Genomic DNA, 17,921 nt, shown 5'->3' on the forward strand with positions numbered 1-17,921 from the left:
GATGGAGACGTCGCCCAATAGTGACCTGGTTTCAAAAGGTGAGGTGTTGGCCCTCATTTTTGAATTATTCCCTTGGTTGCGTCAGTTTGAGCAGGCATCGCTGAACGACTACGCAAAGGCGGCTTTCTCGGTTGGATCGGATCAATCGGGGTGCGTCGCGCGAAGCCAGGCAATGTCTCTATTGCGGTCACGCGTGGCGGCCGTCGCGCAACGTCAGGGTTATTCAGCAGGGGCCGTGACGCGCTTTCAAGCCGAAATCGAAGTCGCTCCGGTGCTGCAGTGTGGCCCCCACCTCCACCTGTTGATCGAGCCTGACGCATTTTACACCCATCTGTTCTCCCTGATGGGACTTCGCGCGCATGGCAGGACATCCTATATCTCCTACGCTTGCTCGACAGTGAAGTTCGTAGAACGCGGTCGCAAGGGTCCGGCCTGGCTCCACGTCGATGGCGATGCAGTCAATGTCTTCGGCCTGTCGCGCAGCAAAATGATCCCCTACAGCATTCTTGGCAGAAACGGCTGCTACAGATTCCATCTTCAAAACGTCGACAGGCCCGGTGATGACTCGGAGGCAATTTCCTACTTGCGAGACCTTTTGCCTCTTGGCGAATTCCAGTCGGCGGCAGAGGCGATCAAAGCGGCAAATCTTTGCCTCTGGAAGCGGTATTCTGAGAGCCAGGTGGACTTTCTTCAGCTTGATGATAGCGACGTTGCCGATCTGGTCGCGGACCACCTTTCCGATGGCCGGTCCTGGCTGCGAGCCTCGTTGATCGAGGACCGAGCATTCGCGATGCGCCTCATCCATTTCATCGATCAACTCGCTGACACGGCTTGGCGAGGCTGGCTGAAAAACTCGACGCATTTTTTCTGGGGCTGCATTGAAGGGCGGCTTTTTCCACTTTGGCTGGATGGCAGGGTCCTCCGGTCGAAGGAGACAGATGATGTCTGTGTTGAATTCTCGCCGCCAAGTCTTGTGGAGGCCCTGAGAACTGGCCGGATCGTTCCGAACCTTCTGCTGATGTTCATCGTAACGTCGATCCTGCCTGGCGTGCGTGTCCTGGGTGGAAGTCGGCATACGATCTATTATCCGTTGATGCGCTGGGCATTCTGCGAGGCGTTGAGGAACAACCATCGTGACACACAGCTTCTCAACGCACTGTCAAAGGACGAACGGCCGGGGGTTTGGGGCCATCGCATCATCTCCTCGCCGTGCGAGCCATTTTCGCTGTTGAATGCTTTTAGCCGTGGGGGAATTGAAACGCTTCTCGGGCAGTTCGGCAAGATGAGCATTATCGACGCTTGCGGGCCCCTTTCCAGCTTCACCCAGGACCCCCTATGGGCGGAGCTTGCGGTAGCCTATTCCTCCGGGAGAGTGGGCAGACAATCCTCGCAATGGGCGTTCCGCTGATCGCACCTCCTTTGGTTTTCTGACCACTTTACCGCCCGAAGCGTGACCTCTCGCTTTTGAGACAAGTGTCCGCGCGTAAAGCGAAGCTATTGAATCTTGTAAAGAATTCGGTTGCGCGGCGGGCGGATTTCAACTAACTTTGGCAGCGAGGCAGTACGCGCTGCCTTGGGGATTAGAACCCCCTGTTAGCGGTTGGTGTCGGCCGATTCGGCACCACACTCCTTGACCTTCGGTCGAGGAGCCTGTGGCGTATGTCCAGGTTCCTCGGAACTAAAGGCCACAGGGCCGTCTAGCACGGTGTTCTAACTCCCCGATCAGTGGGTTGAGCGAGTTATTCCGCGGGGGCGCACCGCGTGAAACTCTCCATCGGGGTGTCCACCATGAAGCGCTATGCAGCAGCACAGGTCCGGACTTCGAGGCCTGCGCAAGCCGAACAGTCGAATGTAGCGCGCGAGTTGGTGCATCCAGTTGATCGGCATGTCGGACAGCAAATCCGTATCCGCCGAATGCAGTCGAATGTATCCCTAGGGGATCTCGGCGCCGGCATCGGGGTCAGTTTGCAGCAGGTACAAAAATATGAAAGCGGTAAGAACCGCGTCAGCGCTTCGATGCTCTACGAGCTTGCCAATTGCCTCAAGATCCCTGTTTCGAGGTTTTTCGAAGGTCTTCCAGATCCCGAAACCACTCAGGGCCAGCAAATCATAACAGAGATCGATGAGAAGATTGCCTACATTTCCACGGCGGAGGGACGGCGTCTGATAGACGACGTTTTGCTCCTTTCTCCGCGTGTGCGCAGCCGGGTCGTTGCCCTCGTCAGCTCGATTGTCGATGAAGAGATGGAAGAACACAAGGACGTTTCCCCATGAAAAGACCAACAAGAGCGCGGCCGCAAATTGGTCAGCGGTTCGTAAAGTTCTCGTCGCGCACTGCAGGTTTATTCCGCATCTAAAAAACGATCTGGCCGACGTTCTTCTCTCGGTCAAGCACAGTGCCAAAACCGGTACTGCGGTCGGCAAGATCGTCAAGGATATCTGCCGCCGTTCTGCCATCGGCAAGCACAGGGAAGGGGAGGCGATCGCGTGCAGGATTGGATAATGCCTCGGTTCCCCCGATCACAATCGGGCGCAAGCGGATATTCTCCAGCCGTCCGCTAGATTCAAAATTGCAGGTCGCGATGACGCTTCTCCACACCTCCGGCGGGCTCCATTCCTGTTCGTCCTTTTCCGTATGGAAGAGGAAGTTGCCAAGGCCGTAGAAAATTGGCGTATTCCGATATATCTCGACCGCTTGAAGGACCGGAGCGCCATGGCTGACAAAGAGGCCTGCGCCCGCGTTCACGCAATCGTGCGCAAATTCTCGCACCCAGGCGGGGACTTGCTGCCAGTTCGGCTCCCAATGGTGATGATGCAAATACACGATGACGAGTGTGTCGCGGCCCGCTTCTTCCGCGATCGCCGAAAGGTGAGCCCAGGCGCTGTGCCGGTCCACGACGATGCGGCGAGCCGTTTCATCTGATCTGCGAAACACGGTTCCATAGAAATCAATTTCGTCTTGGCCATGAAGATCAGGCGGATTCTCCGGCTGGGCATAGTTCGCGCGCTCCAAGGGCGAACTTAGAAGACGCTCTTGAATGGAGCGAAGCAGGTTGAATGTTCCCGTTTCCAGGTCGAATACCCTGGAGACCTTCAGCCTATTGATGCCGGGCCTTGCTATCCTGCCCTCAGTTGCGTCCTCAGCGTACATGAAAGACGGGCCTGGCCCAGCGTCCATGGCAATCAGCGCAACATTTCGGGATCCGAACGTCATTTTCTGTGCCGTGGAAGCGTGATGCTTGTTGTGGCCGATGCCGGCATGCAGGAAATTGTGTGCCGCAACCTCCTCCAGCGTCGAGAGGATCCCCGGCGGTCCAAGATCGAAAGCATGGTTGTTCGCCAGAGCCAGGCTATTGAAACCGAGCTCCTTCAACGCGGCCAAGACATCCGGCGCTGCAGCGCCGAAATAGCTGCCTTTGAGCGGCCATCCACCATGACGACCATAGATAGTCGTCTCGAGATTGGTGAAGGCAACATCGCTTGCTTTGAGGATCTCGGCGATCTCAGCGAGCCGTGGATCGCCGATCGCTCGAAGATCATGACGGATGAGCGACTGGCCGGTGACAGCAATGGAAAAGGGTGCGGACATATGGTTTACCTTCGATCTTTGGGACTGCCGACTGCTCACGCGCTATGGCTTCGGGGGAAATGCGTGTCGTAGAGCCAGTGTCTAGTTCGATGTCTGCGGCGAAACATCGATCTTGAACCATTGCTCGCTCAGCCGCTTCAGGGTTCCGTCGCTCGTGGCGGCCTCGATGGCGCTATCGAATGCCGCAACCAGTTCGCCGTCGTCTTGCCGAAGCCCGACGCCGACACCCGGGCCCCACAGGCCACCGGAGAGCCGCGGGCCGTAGAGCGTTGCAATCCCGCCATCCGTGCTGTCGAGGAAGGCTTTCCAGGTGAAATAGTCGGCAAGGCCGCCATCGATGCGCTCAGCTACGAGATCGAGATGCATGTTGTCCTGGGAATCGTAGCTCCTGATCGTCGCGACCTTTCCGAACAGTTCATTGAGCACCGCTTCCGAATTCGATGATCGCAATACGCCTAGAGTTCTGCCGTTGAGAGCGGCTCGAAGCTCCTCAATCTTTGCCTGCTTTTCAGGGTCGATAGTTGTGAGGTCGAGCTCGGCCGACGTATCCGTGGGCGGAAGATCGAGATCTTTGCGTATGACGAGTTGGTTGAAACCTCCGGCGTAGGGCTTGGAAAAAGCGATCGATTTCTTCCGCTTCTCAGTTATCGCCATCCCCGACATGATGGCATCGAACTTTCCAACGGTGAGCGCCGGTATGATTCCGTCCCAGTCCTGAGGCACGAAAGTGCACTCGAACTTCATCCTCCGGCAAAGATCGCGGCCGACGTCGATGTCAAAGCCGGCGAGCTCCCCTTGGGGGGTGATGGCATTCCAGGGCGGCGAAGCACCTTCAGAGGCGATTGTCAGTGTCTTCCTGTCCATTGCTCCCGCGTTGTTGGCGCAGACGACAAGAGACAGGGCAAGCAGAAGTGTTCGTTTCACGACGATGTTCCTTTCATTGCTGAGTTTGATTGTTGGCGTCCGGGATGTGGGCTGGCGTCAAGTTTCAGCCGAGGCGAGAGGCGGCTTTCCGTTCGCTCTTCGAGGTACAGGTTGCGTCGGCGGTGGACGGTTTGCCGTCGGCGTCCAACGCGTCTCCAGCATCTGGAAACCTTGCGTGATCAAGAGGGTAAGCAGCAGATAGAAAGCCCCCGCGGCAATGAAGACCTCGTATGGGGCGAATGTCTCCGACACCAGCTGTCGGGCGAGCCCGGTCACCTCAAGCAGCGTGATGGTGCTTGCAAGGGAGCTTGCCTTCAGCATTCCAACCACCTCATTTGCATAGGCGGGAAGAGCGATCCTGAGGGTCAAAGGGAACACGATAAGACGGGCAGTGTGGAAACGGGAAAGGCCCAAGGCTTTGGCCGCTTCAATCTGCCCACGCGGGACCGCCTGGATCCCGCCGCGCAGAACTTCTGTCGTATGGGCGGCGCTGTTCAGGGTGAAAGCAATGAAGGCGCACCAGAACGGCTCTCGCATCACGGCCCATAGAAAGCTTTGGCGGACGAGGGGAAGCTGGCCAATCCCATAGTAAATCAGGAAAAGCTGAACCAGAAGTGGCGTGCCGCGGAACGCATAGGTATATGCCAGCACGGGCGCGGAAGCCCACGGATTTGATGATGCCCGTAGGAAGGCGAGCGGGACCGAGACGGCGAAGCCTGCGGCAAGCGATGCGAATGTCAGAACCAGAGTGAGAAGAAGGCCGCGGGGAAGGGTGAGAAACGCTTCAAGCGCGATGGTCATGCTCATTGCCTCAACCTTTCATCGCCGGGAGCGAATAGCGGCGCTCCAATAACCGGAACGAAAGAAGGGACAGGCTTGTGAGGGCGAGGTAGATTGCAGACGCTGCGAGATAGAAGGGGAGTGGAGCGCGCAGTGAGCCTGCGCCTATATAGGCGACGCGCATGACATCCGTCAGCCCGACGACGGAAATCAGCGATGTATCCTTTATCAAGGAGATGCAGAGGTTACAGAATGCCGGCAGAGCGATCGGGATCATCTGGGGAATGATGATCAGAAACCAAATCTGCGAGTTCGAAAGCCCGAGCGCTGCTGCAGCCTCTCGTTGGCCTGGTGCAACCGCGTTGATCGCACCACGGAATATTTCCGCGGCGTACCCACTGAACACGACGGTCAGTGCCGCGACACCGGCCGCAAATGCATTAATCTCGATGTAGCCACCGGCAATCGCGCTCAAAAGGGCGGTTCCGCCGAAATACGTTAGGAGGATGATCAGAAGTTCCGGAACACCCCGGATGATGCCCGTGTAGGCCCGCATGCACGATGAAACCGACTTGCGGGTCGAGTTGCGGAGAACGGCAATAAGCAAACCTAATAGGGTCCCGAAAGCGCAGCTCAAGGCAAACACTAAAAGTGTGTTCTTCAATCCAGATAAAAATTGATCTACAAATGCGTACAATGCAAGTCTCCAATATCTTGCGAGCGCACCGAAATCGGAAAGGTATTCTCCCGACATATACTAAGAGCTTGCCGAGATTTAACCGAGGGTAGATTGGATTTATTAGCTTAACCAGCGCTCTAAGTTTGGCGTACGTCAAAAATATACTTTGACTTGCCGCCGTCAATTTATAAGATTCAGGAAGTTTTAATAAGCGCAACTTATGAGGCGCGTCGCTCGACCACGATTGAGATTCCCGGCCATGGAAATCACCGACTCCGGAGTGAAGATCCGCCACCTTCAAATATTGCGGGAGGTTATGCGCGCCGGCTCGGAAAGGCTCGCAGCGCAGATGTTGCGAATAACCCAGCCGGCGGTCAGCCAAAACATCAAGCAGCTAGAGGAGACTGTCGGCTTCGCGCTCTTCCGCCGGGAAAACAACAGGTTGATCCCCACCGTCAAGGCATGGGAATTTCTACGCACAATCGACGCGGCGTTTGCCGGACTTGATCGGATCGGACCGTCAATCGACTTCCTGCGGAACAACGATACGCGAATGATCGGCATCGCGGCGCCAAGCACTTTTTCCTTCGCGACCTTGCCGAAAGTGGTCAAAAGGATTCGGGAGAGAAGCCGCTCTTACGCCGTTCAGGTGAAAACAGGCACGTATGAGCAGATTGCAGATCATGTGTTAAACGGCCGCTCGGATCTTGGCATCTCCCGATTGCCTATTGATGAGCGCATTCTTGATTGGGTGCCGGTCGGCTCGGCCACCAACGTATGTCTTTTTCCGGTCAACCACCGATTTGCGGCACAGCAGCTTGTCACTGCCGAAGATCTTGCCGGTGAGGCGATCATTGATATCGACCCGCAATTTGCCTCTCACCAAATGAGCGTCAATGCCCTTCGATATATGGGAACCGCTCCTGACATCGCCGTGGAATATGACGCCAATGGCCACGACATTGGCTATGTTATGGCAGGGATCGGCGTTTCGATTACGAACGAGATCATCGCGAGAGAATATGCTGACTTCGGCGTCGCGTTCCGCCGATTTCATCCAGGGGCAATATATCACTACGTCGTCGTTTGGCAAAAAGATCGAAAGCTGAGTGATAGCCTAAGATTTGCATTGGAAGAGATAGTCGCGGCTTTGACAGATCGGGCTGCTTGACGATCGCATCGAGGTATGACCCTCGCACCGTAAAACAGATGTTGCGAGTTCATGCTGAACCGCGAGTTGTGCGCGTAAGCTTAGAGCGGGATGATTTTAGGTAGACCCGTGAGAAGGATTCCCTATGACGCAAATCAGATTCATCCTTCTGGCCGGTCAGGAGGCTGAGCTGGATGGCGAGACCTGTTTCGAATAACCGCGAGAAGTTGTAGAAGCGGTGATACAGGAGGGGTGTGGTGCCGGGCGGCGTCCAAGCGCTTCCGCATTGGCATCAGCATCGCGATCGATTGGGTGCGGCGCGTGACGCGACGGACAGCGCAGCCCGGCAGGATGAGTAGCCACAAGCCGCGAACGGCGGTGGCTTACCTAAGCCACCGAGCAGATAGTTGCGCCATATCGTAGAAGAACATCGCGACAATCGGAACTGCGTCGGTTGGCAGAAGCGGACCGGTTGTTTGTGCGATCATTGGTGCCATGTTCTCTTTAAGTGATTCTGCAGTTATCTTAAAATGGCGGATGACACTTCAATTGGACGCAATATCGACTAGAGCAAATCCTGTTCAATCCGGCTCATATCCAGCAGCCCTGAAGTAGTTTGCGCATTCTGTCGGCGTGAAGCGGAGCATCAATGCGCCTAGGACGTCCCATAGAGCATCGATCTTTCGTTCCGCGCCCTCCGTGGTTGACTGCGGCCCCTAAACCGGGACCGCGTGCCGGTGGCGACGGAAGCTATGAGATCACATGCTCAATGCGCTCGAGGTGGTGCTGAGGCACGATCTGAAGGGGTTCCTCGGCCGCTGCGATTTCCTCGACCGTAAGTCCGGTGGCGATGGCCAGGTCCTCAAGGCTGTAGCCCTTCGCAATCCTGGCTTCGCGGCGACGAGCGGCTGCGGAGGTGTTGTCGGCGGTAGCAAATTGATCCATTCCAAACTCCAAATCACGTTGATGTAGCGGCTGAGGGGGATCTGTCCCCGATGGGTTGGCTCCTTCGTGGTGCCGACTCGGTCAGAGGTTAGCCGCAACCTGCCGAGCCGCTTGGTTTCTCTTCGCAGACGACGCTCTTGCGTGGCTTCCGCCGCGATCTTGTTCTGCGTTCGGATGCCGAGCGCTCCTGCATTAGCGCTGTTGTTCTAGTCCTGCTTTCTATGACAATCAATCCATGGGTTTGCTCATAGGCACACGACGAGCCGTACCAACTGCCTGGGAAGAATTGTCCGCTACTGATTAACTGCGGTCGCAGATATGCCTTGCGCGATCTCATCGTCGAAGTGAACCATCTCGCCCGAGGCCATGTGCAGCGCGTCCGCGACATCGCCGAAGCGCGCCTCACCATAACGGAGGCCGGAACTTATTGAATCGGCGCCCGTTCGTAAGGACCGACATTAGGAGGATCTCACCATGGCAACCACATCCAAAGCCCGCAGCCAGGATCGTGCTCGCGTCGCAGGTGGTCAGGATCACGAGGTGAAGTACGAAGCCCGGAAGGAAGGCATTTCCAAGGAAGCGGTGAAGAAGACCGTGAAGAACGTAGGCAACAGTCGCAAGAAGGTCGAAGCCGAACTCGACCGGCACTAATCCGGGTTGGAGAGTTCAACCGTGAGGGTCCGCAGCCATAAAGTCAGCGGCGGAAACAGCCGCTGAAAGTCTGGCTCCGACGGATCATAACGCAGCGGCGGAAGGCGCCTGACTGCAGGAGTTGACGACCCCGCAGGAAGCGTTTCGGAGCAAGGCTATCGAAGCTGCGGGATACAGCGCCGTCGAGCAAAGCCAAAAGTATTGGGACGCCGGAGCGTTTCTTGCAAGGGGCGGAGCCGCATCGCATGAGGAAGGGGCTGGCGAGCGAACCCAACGAGCTCCAAAGTCGCGATACGCGACGGCGTCGGCTGACTTTACCTGCAGAACAGAATTCAGAGGCCCACAGACCGCGGGGCACCGCGTGCGGACGCCGGTCCCGACCGGTCCGTTCAATCGACTTCTAGAAGCTGCCATCCCGTTTTTGGGACCGGCCAGCATCGTCGATCTTCTCGTGCTCACTGCGCTGAATAGGAAGCGCGGTCGGTATTAGCCATTCTCCCGTAACGCCAAAGGCGAGCGGCGGAGCGCCGATCAATCGCCCGAGTCGGGTCTCCAGTGTTTGAAACGATGCTCAGGGAAGCGGTCGACCTGAACCTCGCTTAAATCCTGCGGAGTATTCCATTGCCGACATGCCAGTCGATCAGATCCCGAAACAGGCTTAGCGAGTGCCACGTGCATCGTCGTCCCGATGTGGACTGTAGACTAGCTTCCTGCATAGGGCGATGCGATCCTGAGTTGCGTTCATGTGTCCTCTCCTTGGCGACGGAGAGACCCTAAGCTATGCCGACTAGGCGGCTGCTATGGTGCCGGAAACGTTGGCAAAGTCGGTTAATCGGCATAGTTTGCTGGTCAGTATAAACGTGCTTTTGCCGCGCGCGGCAAAATGCAGTTTGAAGCAGCGTCGCGATCGTCGCCCAAGTCCTGCCGCCGCCTTCCGAGCCGGGTTCATAATGCCGGATTTCCGACGTTTGAAGCAAGGGTCACCTATCCCTTCCATCCACTGGTTGACCAAACCGTCTTGGTAACCGGCAGCCATGAGCACGAAGGCGTTCACTATCTGCTCATTCTGGCACACGGTGGTTCATTTCAAATTCCGGCATGGATGTTTGATCCTGCGGCAAGTTCGATCGAGATCGTAGCTGCGCCGCGCCTTTCGGCAACCAAACTCGTTGAACTGCGCGCCAAGCTTTGTTGCCTGACTATTCCGTTGCGGTCGCTGCGGTCGCCGATTGCACATTCAATACTCCGGGAAAGGCGGCAATACGCAGCGATATGTTTGTCGCGGCACGTTCGGCGCCATGGCGGTCGGCAACTGTATCGGGTTCGGCGGCATGCGGGTCGATCGGGCCGTGGCGCAGGAGGTGCTCGAGCGATTGCAACCTCTGGGAATCGAGGCGGCCTTGCGGGCAATGGAGGCGCACACGCAGCGTCATAGCGACAATCAACAGCAACTCGAGAACTTAATCAAGCAAGCACAATACGAGGCTGCCAGGGCGCCCCGCCAGTATGATGCTGTCGATCCGGGCAATCGGTTGGTCGCCGGCGAACTGGAGCGGCGCTGGAATGAGAAGCTGATCCTATTGCGTGATCTCGAGGTCCAGTTCGAGATGCTCTCGACCGACCGTAACACGCCTGCTTTATCGGCCGACGACCGTACAAGATTGATGATGCTCGGTAGCGATCTATAGTAAGGCATGGGACAGGTCCCGACGCGTCTATCGAGACACGCGAAAAGATCATTCGGCTGCTGATCAAAGAAATCATTGTCGATACCGTTGACGACACATTGGCGCTCGTCATTCATTGGCAGGGTGGCGATCACACCCGGATGACGGGGAAGAAAAACAAGATCGGCCAGACCCGCTGGGCAGTTAAGGCTGATGTTGTCGATCTCGTTCGCAACTTGGCGAGGCAGTTGCCCGATTTGTCGATCGCAGCGATCTTGAATCGATCCGGCAAGCGGACAGGGCATGGCGCCAGCTGGACGCGAAGCCACGTCTGCAGTCTTCGCAACATCCACGGCATCTCCGTCTATCGAGAAGGTGAACGGGCCGAACGCGGTGAGAGAACCCTCGACGAGGCCGCCGACATTCTAAAGGTGAGTCGAGCTACCGCCTACCGGATGGTCAGCAGCGGTGTCCTTCCCGCTCGCCAGTTATGCACCGGAGCGCCGTGGATCATCCAGCTTTCCGACCTTCAACACGAAACCGTGCGCCGCGAAGCCGATGCCAGGCGATCCCGGCGTCCGATATCTCAGGATCCGGTTCAAAATCCTCTTTTATAGACATCATCAGATGAGGAGTATGTCGCGCCCTCGTCACCTTCAGCAAACAGGCTATTTTTTCTTAACGCCTGGGGCTTGATTGCCCGCTCAACATGTGGAGTCCACTTCGACGCGGCCGTCTTTCAGGAAGCGCTCGAAGATATCGCGGCGCGATATGGAATAGCGGAGAGCTCCGCGAGTTTTGATTTTCCGGGTAACGCCCCTTAGCCACGAACAGGCACATGATCCTTGGCGCGATTTGAAGTCCACGTGAATTCCCTTGTCCCCAGCGCAACCGTCGACATTTCTCGCAAATGTCGGGCATCCGCCACTTTTGTCAGGTTTGTCGTGATTGGAACGTTTTGTTCGCCGGTCTCTCCGTCAAATACACATCAACCTGCCCTCAACCCGCCCATTGATAAAAGAAAATGATCTTCTTGGCGCGTCGGAGCAGTTGGCATGGTGTTTGCTGATCCCTGGTTACAAGCGGCAGAAAGCAGTCTGCATTATGCCGGTTCATGAAACGAACGGAACGGAGGCCACCTGACCGTTCGTCATCGGATCCGCGTTCTACCAAGCGGCCATGCATCCGCCGGCGGAAGGGTCAATCCCGATGTCACAGCTTGCAACCAACTCAAAGAGAAGGAAAATGCAATGACCAAGATTTCCGAAAGATCCTTTGAAACGATCGAAAACCCGGGGTCATCGTCGCTCAAGGTGCCAGATCAGTTCGGCGCATCTGTTGAAAAGGGGAACAAGAAGGTGACAGAGGCTTTTTTGAAATTTGCGTCCGGCGCTGAAGCGACACAGAAAATGCTGCCTCCGATCCTCGAAACGACAAGTCTATTCGGCAACGAATTGTGGTGGAAGACGATCGCTGCACTGCAGGCCGACGCCGAGGCCAGCTTCTCACATTTGCAAGCTTTGCTGGGCGCGAATTCGCCGTCGCAGATCCTCGAACAGCAGTCGACCTTTTTCCGCAAGCGCGTTGAGACAAGTTTGCAGCACGCCAAGGAAGTCCGGGTGCTCTCAAGCAGGGCGGTGGAGGAAATCTCAAAGCCGGTCAAGGATGCTTTTGACAAGGTGCTGACGGACCTCAAGGCGACGTAAAAGCGGACTCGCACTTAAATCGCCTGGACTGATCGGGGGCGGCCTACCTTATTCATGGACGGAAAAGATGGTGACGGGGACCATCAGGTCGGGAGAGAGCTGGAAAGTGTGTCCTGCGATCTCGATAGCTCCAGCTAACAAGCTCCTGAAAACGGATCGCGGGCGGCCGGCGTGACATATTGGACGGTTTGAACTGGCGAAGAACCCACCATCTTGGTATCTAACCGCGTAGGCGGCAGGGGGCAGGGGGCAGGGAAGTGGTAATGGATTCACGCAGGGACATAGCCGAGCGGGTCATCGCGCGTTGGAAGGCGCGAGGAATCCGGATCGATGAAGACCCGGGTTTCATGGAACTGGTCGCTCTTTGGACGGCAGGGTCGATTGCGTCCGGTGAAATGCGCCGCCGGTATTCGGCGCTCCAGCGCGAGCGGTCGCTGTCCAGGTCAATGCCACTTGATGTGTATCCCTGCGACGAAGGGGCGGAGGTCGATCATCGATCGATTGCGATTCCAGACGACGAACCAGATGAACGGGGAGGTCTCGGACTGCCGGCGCAAGGGTGACTCTTACAAAGGGCTCATCACGCACCATTTCCTGGCGAGCGCGAACTTCACGAAACAGCGGGTCGACAAGCGCTGCGTCGCGTTGTGCATATTCTCGGGAAGAGTCCGAAAAATCCTTGCCACGAGCCGCAATGGCTGGCGGCTCAGCAAGGTAGAAGGTGAGGAGCGGCCGGCGGTACTGAGTCGACATCTTTATCAACTGTGGGCGTGTCGGCTCAGGGCATCTTCAAGCATGGCAAGGCGGTCGCTGCCCGCTATACAGGGTGCATCGCTAATGCCGAGCTTGTCGGCACATCTTCAACGCTGAGTCCCTCAGTCTCGTGCGCCCAGCGTCCGACAAGTTATTGTCTTCCATGGGAGTCCGGCTTGCGCAAATTGCCCCCGATGAAGGTTGGTCCGCCCGGGTCTTCCGCATGGAAAACGCGCGTTGCCTCAAAAACGCCGGTGCGCCATGCATAGGTCGTATCGTCGATCATCTGCGGCAAGACCTCCTGGTTTGTCGGACGACCGTACCATTTGGTGACGATGCGGGCGACTTTGGCGACGAGCGCGGTACTCATGCGAAGGTTCGAGTGTGCATCGAACATCTCCGGCGCCAAATAGCATCGAGACCTCGTTTGGGCGAAAGGTTATTCCTTTGCTGCAAAGCCTAGCTCAACGCGGCTGACATCTAAGATCGCCCGAAGGACGTCGATGCCGAATTTGAGGCTTTCCACCTCGACATCCAGCGAGATGCCCTCGGTGACTGTGCCTTTTGCGTTAGCGATTACCACCTCCTCCAGGTCTTCGAACCACTGAGGACTGTTCCCTTTGTGAAGCTTCGATAGTTCCGCAATCGCGACACTAAATGCCGATTGGACCGCGATTAGAGCGGCGCCGAGCTTTCGTTCGTCTACACCCGAGATGCAAACAATGGGGCTGTTTTTCTCATCCATGGGCTGTTCCTCTGCTGGCTCGCCACGAAACCCTATTTCAACTAATAGGCGACAGAGTCGTCGATCGCCGACGAATGCAAATAGGCCCGTAGGCTGGAGTCTCGGGTAGTTAGATCAACGAATACGCGATGCTGGGGGTGGACCATGTGGAAATGGTGGATGCGCTTGAGGCCTGTTGAAATCTGGGTCCAGCTTCCGAACGTTCCAACCGGCGGCAATGCCTCTAGGCCGTAAGCGTCGCACCTCCTGGTACGCGATAGCGGGTAATCCTTTGTACGAACTGGCTCGCATGCAAGGTCGCCCGAAGGACACAAGTGCCGAGCCTGGGCTTTCCGGCCATAGTCTTCAGTGAGACGTCTGTTGCTTCCACAACTCAACACATTCCGGCGAGCGGCATAAACCTGCAAACTCATTGTTTTTGATCCGCACGCGTCATACCTGGCCTGCACCCCACCGCCATGGCTTCGGCAAAAGGCCTTTTACTCAAAACGCAGGGACCTAGTTTGGCCCGTTTGTCAGGCAGCATCACAAAAAGATCTGCGGAAGGCTCGTCCCGCTTTGCGCGCTCAGGTGCGCCCGCAGTCGATCTGGCAGCGGATTGTTATTCAGGTACACTTTGCAATGAGGCGGAAGCTGCGACAGAATGTACGGCAGTGCAGTTCGCCCGTCGCCAAGTCCTCTCAGGTTGTTTCCACGAACGCTAAGCTCCTCCAGCCCCCTCGGCAGGTTAGGGGGCAGGTGGGTCAGTTCATTACTGTCGGTGCTGAGCCACTTTAGGGTGGCCGGGAGGTCCTCGGGTAGGCTAGTCAGTTCATTGTGAGGGACTTCGAGCCTCGTGAGCTTTGCAGGAAGGCGCTCGGGCAGGCGAATTATATTATTGAGTTCGGCGCGGAGATCCGTCAATTCGAGGGGGAGATTCTCCGGCAGGTGCGCGATTTCGTTGCGGGTGACATGAAGCTCCCTGAGCTCAGGCGGCAGGTTATCGGGCAAACTGGTCAGCCGGTTGTGGTTGACGTAGAGATACTTTAGTCCGGAAGGAAGCTCGTTCGGCAATCTGGTCAGCCGGTTGCCGTCGACGTAGAGCGTCTCGAGCATGTCCGGAAGAACCTCAGGCAGCGTGGTCAGCTGGTTGTCGCAGGCAGAGAGCTTTCGCAGACCGGGCGGGAGGTTGTTGGGCAGCCTGCCCAACCGGTTGTCATTGGCGTTGAGCCGCTGGAGGCCGGCCGGTAAGGTGGGGGGCAGTGCCGTTAGGGACAGCGATGTTAAGTTCAGGGGGGCACGAAAATTGCGGGTTTCCGTCCAGGCCTCGATCCGTGCCATTGCCTCGTGCCGGTCCTCGTCCTGCTCCTGCTGCCCGTCTTCCGCCCAGGCCAGTAAAATTTCTTTCAGTGCCGCTTCGCCGGACGAGGAGCCAGTCAAGCCTTCAACCCAGTTAAAGGTGTCTTCACCGCCTTGTTCGGAACTATTGCCAACACCCCCCTGCCTTCTGCCGTACATTGCGTCGTTCCTTAGGTCATTGCGTCACTGCTGATGTTACTTCCGTCGCGACCTTTCCTTCCAATACCAAATTCGTATCCCGTTATGCTTCGGGGGCATGGCCAGCGTCCTCCCTCGAGCTGGACAGCGCATGATTTTTATCGCGACGTTGAACAATCCCACCATTGACATGCTGCGCAAACTCGGCCTGACAGGCATGGCCAGCGCCTATCAGGAACTCGAAACGCAAATAGAAGCGAGACACCTTCGAGCATGGTGAAAGGCTTCGACTGCTGCTCGAGGCGGCCACGCTCCGCCAGAAGCGCTTCGAGGCGAGAGCCCGCCCTGCAAAGCAGCGCTGTAACGCCCAGATCGAGAACGCTGATTTTTGCGCCGCCCGCGCCCTGATCGCAATTTCGTGACGCCGAGTGATAAAGGTATTTCATCCACCAGTTCCAGCTTGGTGGAGACCTAAACCAGACGCATTTGGAGCCGCTTGCGGCCGATTTCGCGTGGCAACTCCATCTAACTGAGGCGCAAGTTCCCGGAACAAACGCTCACGCGCGATAACCTTTCCTCATTTTCGGGCAATCTCGCAGTGTCACGTTGATTTGGTAGGTCAGCTTACGACGCCGAAGCCGTTACGCTTTTTCTCTACGCCTGCAGGGCCCTGCCGACTTAAAGGCAACGACTTCCGGACAGCCGAGGCCCAGAACCAGTTCACCTTGACATCGTGTCACTCGGGCGTAACAGGCGGCAGCCCGAGTGTCGCAATAAGCTTCATTATCGACGGCGTGGGTGGACCCGGTGTCGGCGGCGGCATGGAGACGATGGACCCGAGCCGCGGAGGTGTTGCCATAACGCCAATCATCGTGCCGATAATGGCGATCCCATCGCCGCTGATTTCGATGGCCTGCGGGCCGGTTCTGCCCGATACTACAAGGCGGATCTTGTCGGGTGTTACCTCGACGCGGCTACCTAAGGCCGCTGCGGCAGGGGAGTCGGGCGCGGCGCCGCCCGAGGTCAGGAGGAAGTGTCTCTTGACGTCGATGCTGTAGATATTCCCGACCTCGACGGTATGATTCTTCTGGGCCTTCAAATAGACCTCCTCACGGCCCTGCTTGTCCTCAAAGCGCAGTTCATTGTAGGCATTAGCGGCGCCGCCATCGGTATGCGTCCGGAAGGTCGACCGCGTTTTGTCGGTCGGCAGGGTTTCAGGCGGCAGATTTGAGCCATTGTATACGACGCCGGTCACCAGGGGCGTGTCGGGATTGCCGTGGATGAAATCAACCACGACCTCATGGCCGATCCGTGGGACGACCAGGTTGCCAAAACCCTTACCAGCGAAGTTCTGGGCCACCCGAATCCAGCAGGAGCTGTTCTCGTTCTTTCCGCCTTCTCGGTCCCAGAAGAACTGAACCTTCACACGGCCGTACTTATCCGTCGCGATCGACTCGCCCTCGGGGCCCACGACGACGGCCGTCTGCGGTCCGTGAATCAACCGCGCCGGTGTGCGGCGCCTCGGTCGGTACTGGGTTGTCGCGGGGATAATCTCTACGTTGCTGTGATAGAGGAACCGCTCGCCCTTCCCCCCCACGGTGTCCGCAGTGAGATCGTCCCCCACCTCACCGATGACAGTGAAGTCCTGTCCGACTGCCAGAAAGCGATCGGTGGGTTTCGGGCGGGAACCGACCTGGCCGTAGTAGAAGGGATTTGCCGCCTTGAATAATGACCCGGTCGTTATCTGGCGCGCAGTGCTTTCGATCCGCGCGCGATAAGCGTTGCAGGCGAGTTCCTCGGCACGGATGGTGGCGTAGAAATCGCCATCGCTTTTTTTTGTATACTGGCCTGGATACTCGAAGACCTCCCGCATTGCCGTGCAGCCGCTGCTTGCCGACGAGGTCTCGCCCGTTCTGACCGCCACGCTCTCCCGCGGTCGGGTGATGGCGCTTCCCGTGAGCTTGCATGGCGGAATGCCGCCTGTCCTCACGGGAGGAACACGCGCGACAGACGTCAGTTCTGCCATCGGCTTCTCATGGTCATAGTCCCTGAGAACGACCTTGTTCGGCTGTAGCGATACGACCTCGTCCCAATGCAGGATGACATCTTCTTGGTAAAGACTTCGGGCAGGCCTGAGATTGTGGTGGGTCTCTACGATCTCAGGCGTGCAGGCCATGTGACTCGCGGCGTTGTCGACCAGCACCAGGTCATGTTGGTCCTCAGCATGTTCAAAATAGTAGTAGATGCCGTCCTGCTCCATGAGGCGGCTGACGAAGGCCAGATCCGTTTCATCGTACTGGACGCAATATGGGCGCTGTGGGAACCGTCGGGCGGTCTGATTCTTGAAATTGCCTTTATGTTCTCGAAAAATCGTGGTGATGATCTCGATGCTCGTCTTGTTCTGAAAGACCCGACTGTTAGAGCGATGCTCGAGCAATGAAATCCACGGCCGCACCTGCGCCACGTAGTTGAGGTGCTCGGTATCGTCGAGGCCGAGATATTGGAAGCGCGTAACAACACCGTTGAAGAAGCGCGTTTGCGAGTCCTTGAGCTTAAGGCCGATTGTCAGGTTTTGACCGGGGATCGTAGCAAAGTTCTGAACTGGATTGCGGCTGGCGAGCTTCACCTCGTAGAGGAAAGGTTCCCCCAGCCGCTCGGTGCCACTGAGCCGCCGGAGAGAGATTTCATTCAACTCGGACGCGGCCGAAGTGACCGCAACAAAACGATTGTGCCTTAAGAGACTCTCGATTCTTGACTCGACCATGGTGGTGTGTGTTCCGCAGATTTGATGAGAAGGCGCGGTTGCGCCCGATGGCGTGAGTAGGATGCTGCCGAAGCCATCGGCGAAGATGCCGA

General features: G+C 57.1%; 18 protein-coding genes and 4 pseudogenes. 11 read left to right on the forward strand and 11 right to left on the reverse strand.

What is annotated here, in order from left to right; translation table 11 throughout:
• The first annotated feature begins 1 nt into the window (after position 1).
• On the forward strand, positions 2 to 1,408 hold the full coding sequence (locus QMO82_RS03480; RefSeq protein WP_012489507.1) for a hypothetical protein: 1,407 nt from the start codon (positions 2 to 4) through the stop codon (positions 1,406 to 1,408).
• A 380-nt stretch (positions 1,409 to 1,788) separates the two neighbouring features.
• Positions 1,789 to 2,274 (forward strand): helix-turn-helix domain-containing protein, encoded by a 486-nt coding sequence (locus tag QMO82_RS03485; RefSeq protein WP_029875812.1) that lies wholly within the window; start codon positions 1,789 to 1,791, stop codon positions 2,272 to 2,274.
• A gap of 79 nt (positions 2,275 to 2,353) precedes the next feature.
• Here the strand turns inward: QMO82_RS03485 and QMO82_RS03490 are convergent, their stop codons facing one another.
• From QMO82_RS03490 to QMO82_RS03505, 4 genes are all read right to left on the reverse strand, one after another.
• Positions 2,354 to 3,589 carry a CapA family protein gene (locus tag QMO82_RS03490; RefSeq protein ID WP_012489509.1) on the reverse strand — a complete coding sequence of 412 codons (1,236 nt, stop codon included), beginning with the start codon at positions 3,587 to 3,589 and terminating at the stop codon, positions 2,354 to 2,356.
• Positions 3,590 to 3,670: 81 nt separating this feature from the next.
• Entirely contained in the window at positions 3,671 to 4,513 is an 843-nt protein-coding gene (locus QMO82_RS03495; RefSeq protein ID WP_012489510.1) for a transporter substrate-binding domain-containing protein, read from the reverse strand.
• Between the two features lie 57 nt (positions 4,514 to 4,570).
• Positions 4,571 to 5,320: an ABC transporter permease gene (locus tag QMO82_RS03500; protein ID WP_012489511.1), complete on the reverse strand. Its 750-nt coding sequence runs from the start codon at positions 5,318 to 5,320 to the stop codon at positions 4,571 to 4,573.
• Between the two features lie 4 nt (positions 5,321 to 5,324).
• Complete coding sequence (locus tag QMO82_RS03505; RefSeq protein WP_029875813.1) at positions 5,325 to 5,990, reverse strand: ABC transporter permease subunit; 666 nt, start codon at positions 5,988 to 5,990, stop codon at positions 5,325 to 5,327.
• A gap of 241 nt (positions 5,991 to 6,231) precedes the next feature.
• Here QMO82_RS03505 and QMO82_RS03510 point away from each other — a divergent pair, with 241 nt between their 5' ends.
• Both QMO82_RS03510 and QMO82_RS03515 read left to right on the forward strand, forming a co-directional pair.
• Complete coding sequence (locus QMO82_RS03510; RefSeq protein ID WP_029875814.1) at positions 6,232 to 7,143, forward strand: LysR family transcriptional regulator; 912 nt, start codon at positions 6,232 to 6,234, stop codon at positions 7,141 to 7,143.
• 173 nt (positions 7,144 to 7,316) lie between these two features.
• Positions 7,317 to 7,494: pseudogene (locus QMO82_RS03515) on the forward strand (IS630 family transposase); the annotation flags it as partial.
• Between the two features lie 209 nt (positions 7,495 to 7,703).
• Here the strand turns inward: QMO82_RS03515 and QMO82_RS03520 are convergent.
• Together QMO82_RS03520 and QMO82_RS03525 are read right to left on the reverse strand one after the other, a co-directional pair.
• Positions 7,704 to 7,814 (reverse strand): annotated as a pseudogene (locus QMO82_RS03520) (IS630 family transposase); the annotation flags it as partial.
• Positions 7,815 to 7,872: 58 nt separating this feature from the next.
• The gene (locus tag QMO82_RS03525; protein ID WP_010068053.1) at positions 7,873 to 8,067 is read right to left on the reverse strand and encodes a hypothetical protein; all 195 of its coding nucleotides are present in this window, start codon (positions 8,065 to 8,067) and stop codon (positions 7,873 to 7,875) included.
• Between the two features lie 474 nt (positions 8,068 to 8,541).
• Here QMO82_RS03525 and QMO82_RS03530 point away from each other — a divergent pair, with 474 nt between their 5' ends.
• The 4 genes and pseudogenes from QMO82_RS03530 (at position 8,542) to QMO82_RS03545 (ending at position 11,002) form a co-directional block, all read left to right on the forward strand.
• Positions 8,542 to 8,718, forward strand: coding sequence for a DUF3606 domain-containing protein (locus QMO82_RS03530; protein ID WP_004668584.1), 177 nt, complete (start codon positions 8,542 to 8,544; stop codon positions 8,716 to 8,718).
• Between the two features lie 883 nt (positions 8,719 to 9,601).
• Positions 9,602 to 9,835, forward strand: a pseudogene (locus tag QMO82_RS33705) (DUF5372 family protein); the annotation flags it as partial.
• Positions 9,836 to 9,947: 112 nt separating this feature from the next.
• Positions 9,948 to 10,406 carry a hypothetical protein gene (locus QMO82_RS03540; protein ID WP_032984995.1) on the forward strand — a complete coding sequence of 153 codons (459 nt, stop codon included), beginning with the start codon at positions 9,948 to 9,950 and terminating at the stop codon, positions 10,404 to 10,406.
• 98 nt (positions 10,407 to 10,504) lie between these two features.
• Positions 10,505 to 11,002 (forward strand): helix-turn-helix domain-containing protein, encoded by a 498-nt coding sequence (locus QMO82_RS03545; RefSeq protein ID WP_225880307.1) that lies wholly within the window; start codon positions 10,505 to 10,507, stop codon positions 11,000 to 11,002.
• Here the strand turns inward: QMO82_RS03545 and QMO82_RS03550 are convergent.
• Positions 10,984 to 11,173 (reverse strand): annotated as a pseudogene (locus QMO82_RS03550) (transposase); the annotation flags it as partial. The gene QMO82_RS03545 and the pseudogene QMO82_RS03550 overlap by 19 nt on opposite strands.
• A gap of 462 nt (positions 11,174 to 11,635) precedes the next feature.
• Here QMO82_RS03550 and QMO82_RS03555 point away from each other — a divergent pair.
• Positions 11,636 to 12,091: a phasin gene (locus QMO82_RS03555; RefSeq protein WP_010024976.1), complete on the forward strand. Its 456-nt coding sequence runs from the start codon at positions 11,636 to 11,638 to the stop codon at positions 12,089 to 12,091.
• Positions 12,092 to 12,354: 263 nt separating this feature from the next.
• On the forward strand, positions 12,355 to 12,654 hold the full coding sequence (locus QMO82_RS03560) for a hypothetical protein (RefSeq protein WP_004680434.1): 300 nt from the start codon (positions 12,355 to 12,357) through the stop codon (positions 12,652 to 12,654).
• A gap of 341 nt (positions 12,655 to 12,995) precedes the next feature.
• On the opposite strand, the gene QMO82_RS03565 is transcribed toward QMO82_RS03560, so the two are convergent.
• The 3 genes from QMO82_RS03565 to QMO82_RS03575 form a co-directional block, all read right to left on the reverse strand.
• Entirely contained in the window at positions 12,996 to 13,214 is a 219-nt protein-coding gene (locus tag QMO82_RS03565; protein WP_037147006.1) for a hypothetical protein, read from the reverse strand.
• Positions 13,215 to 13,283: 69 nt separating this feature from the next.
• Positions 13,284 to 13,589, reverse strand: a complete 306-nt coding sequence (locus QMO82_RS03570) for a hypothetical protein (RefSeq protein WP_004680432.1) — start codon at positions 13,587 to 13,589, stop codon at positions 13,284 to 13,286.
• A 525-nt stretch (positions 13,590 to 14,114) separates the two neighbouring features.
• Positions 14,115 to 15,086: a hypothetical protein gene (locus tag QMO82_RS03575; protein WP_004680431.1), complete on the reverse strand. Its 972-nt coding sequence runs from the start codon at positions 15,084 to 15,086 to the stop codon at positions 14,115 to 14,117.
• A gap of 130 nt (positions 15,087 to 15,216) precedes the next feature.
• Here QMO82_RS03575 and QMO82_RS03580 point away from each other — a divergent pair, with 130 nt between their 5' ends.
• Entirely contained in the window at positions 15,217 to 15,345 is a 129-nt protein-coding gene (locus QMO82_RS03580; RefSeq protein WP_010068000.1) for a hypothetical protein, read from the forward strand.
• 456 nt (positions 15,346 to 15,801) lie between these two features.
• Here QMO82_RS03580 and QMO82_RS03585 read toward each other — a convergent pair whose 3' ends face one another.
• Positions 15,802 to 17,829 carry a type VI secretion system Vgr family protein gene (locus QMO82_RS03585; protein ID WP_004680430.1) on the reverse strand — a complete coding sequence of 676 codons (2,028 nt, stop codon included), beginning with the start codon at positions 17,827 to 17,829 and terminating at the stop codon, positions 15,802 to 15,804.
• Between the last annotated feature and the right edge of the window lie 92 nt (positions 17,830 to 17,921).

The sequence above is a fragment of the Rhizobium sp. BT04 genome (genome assembly GCF_030053135.1).
Taxonomy (GTDB): Bacteria; Pseudomonadota; Alphaproteobacteria; order Rhizobiales; family Rhizobiaceae; genus Rhizobium; species Rhizobium binxianense.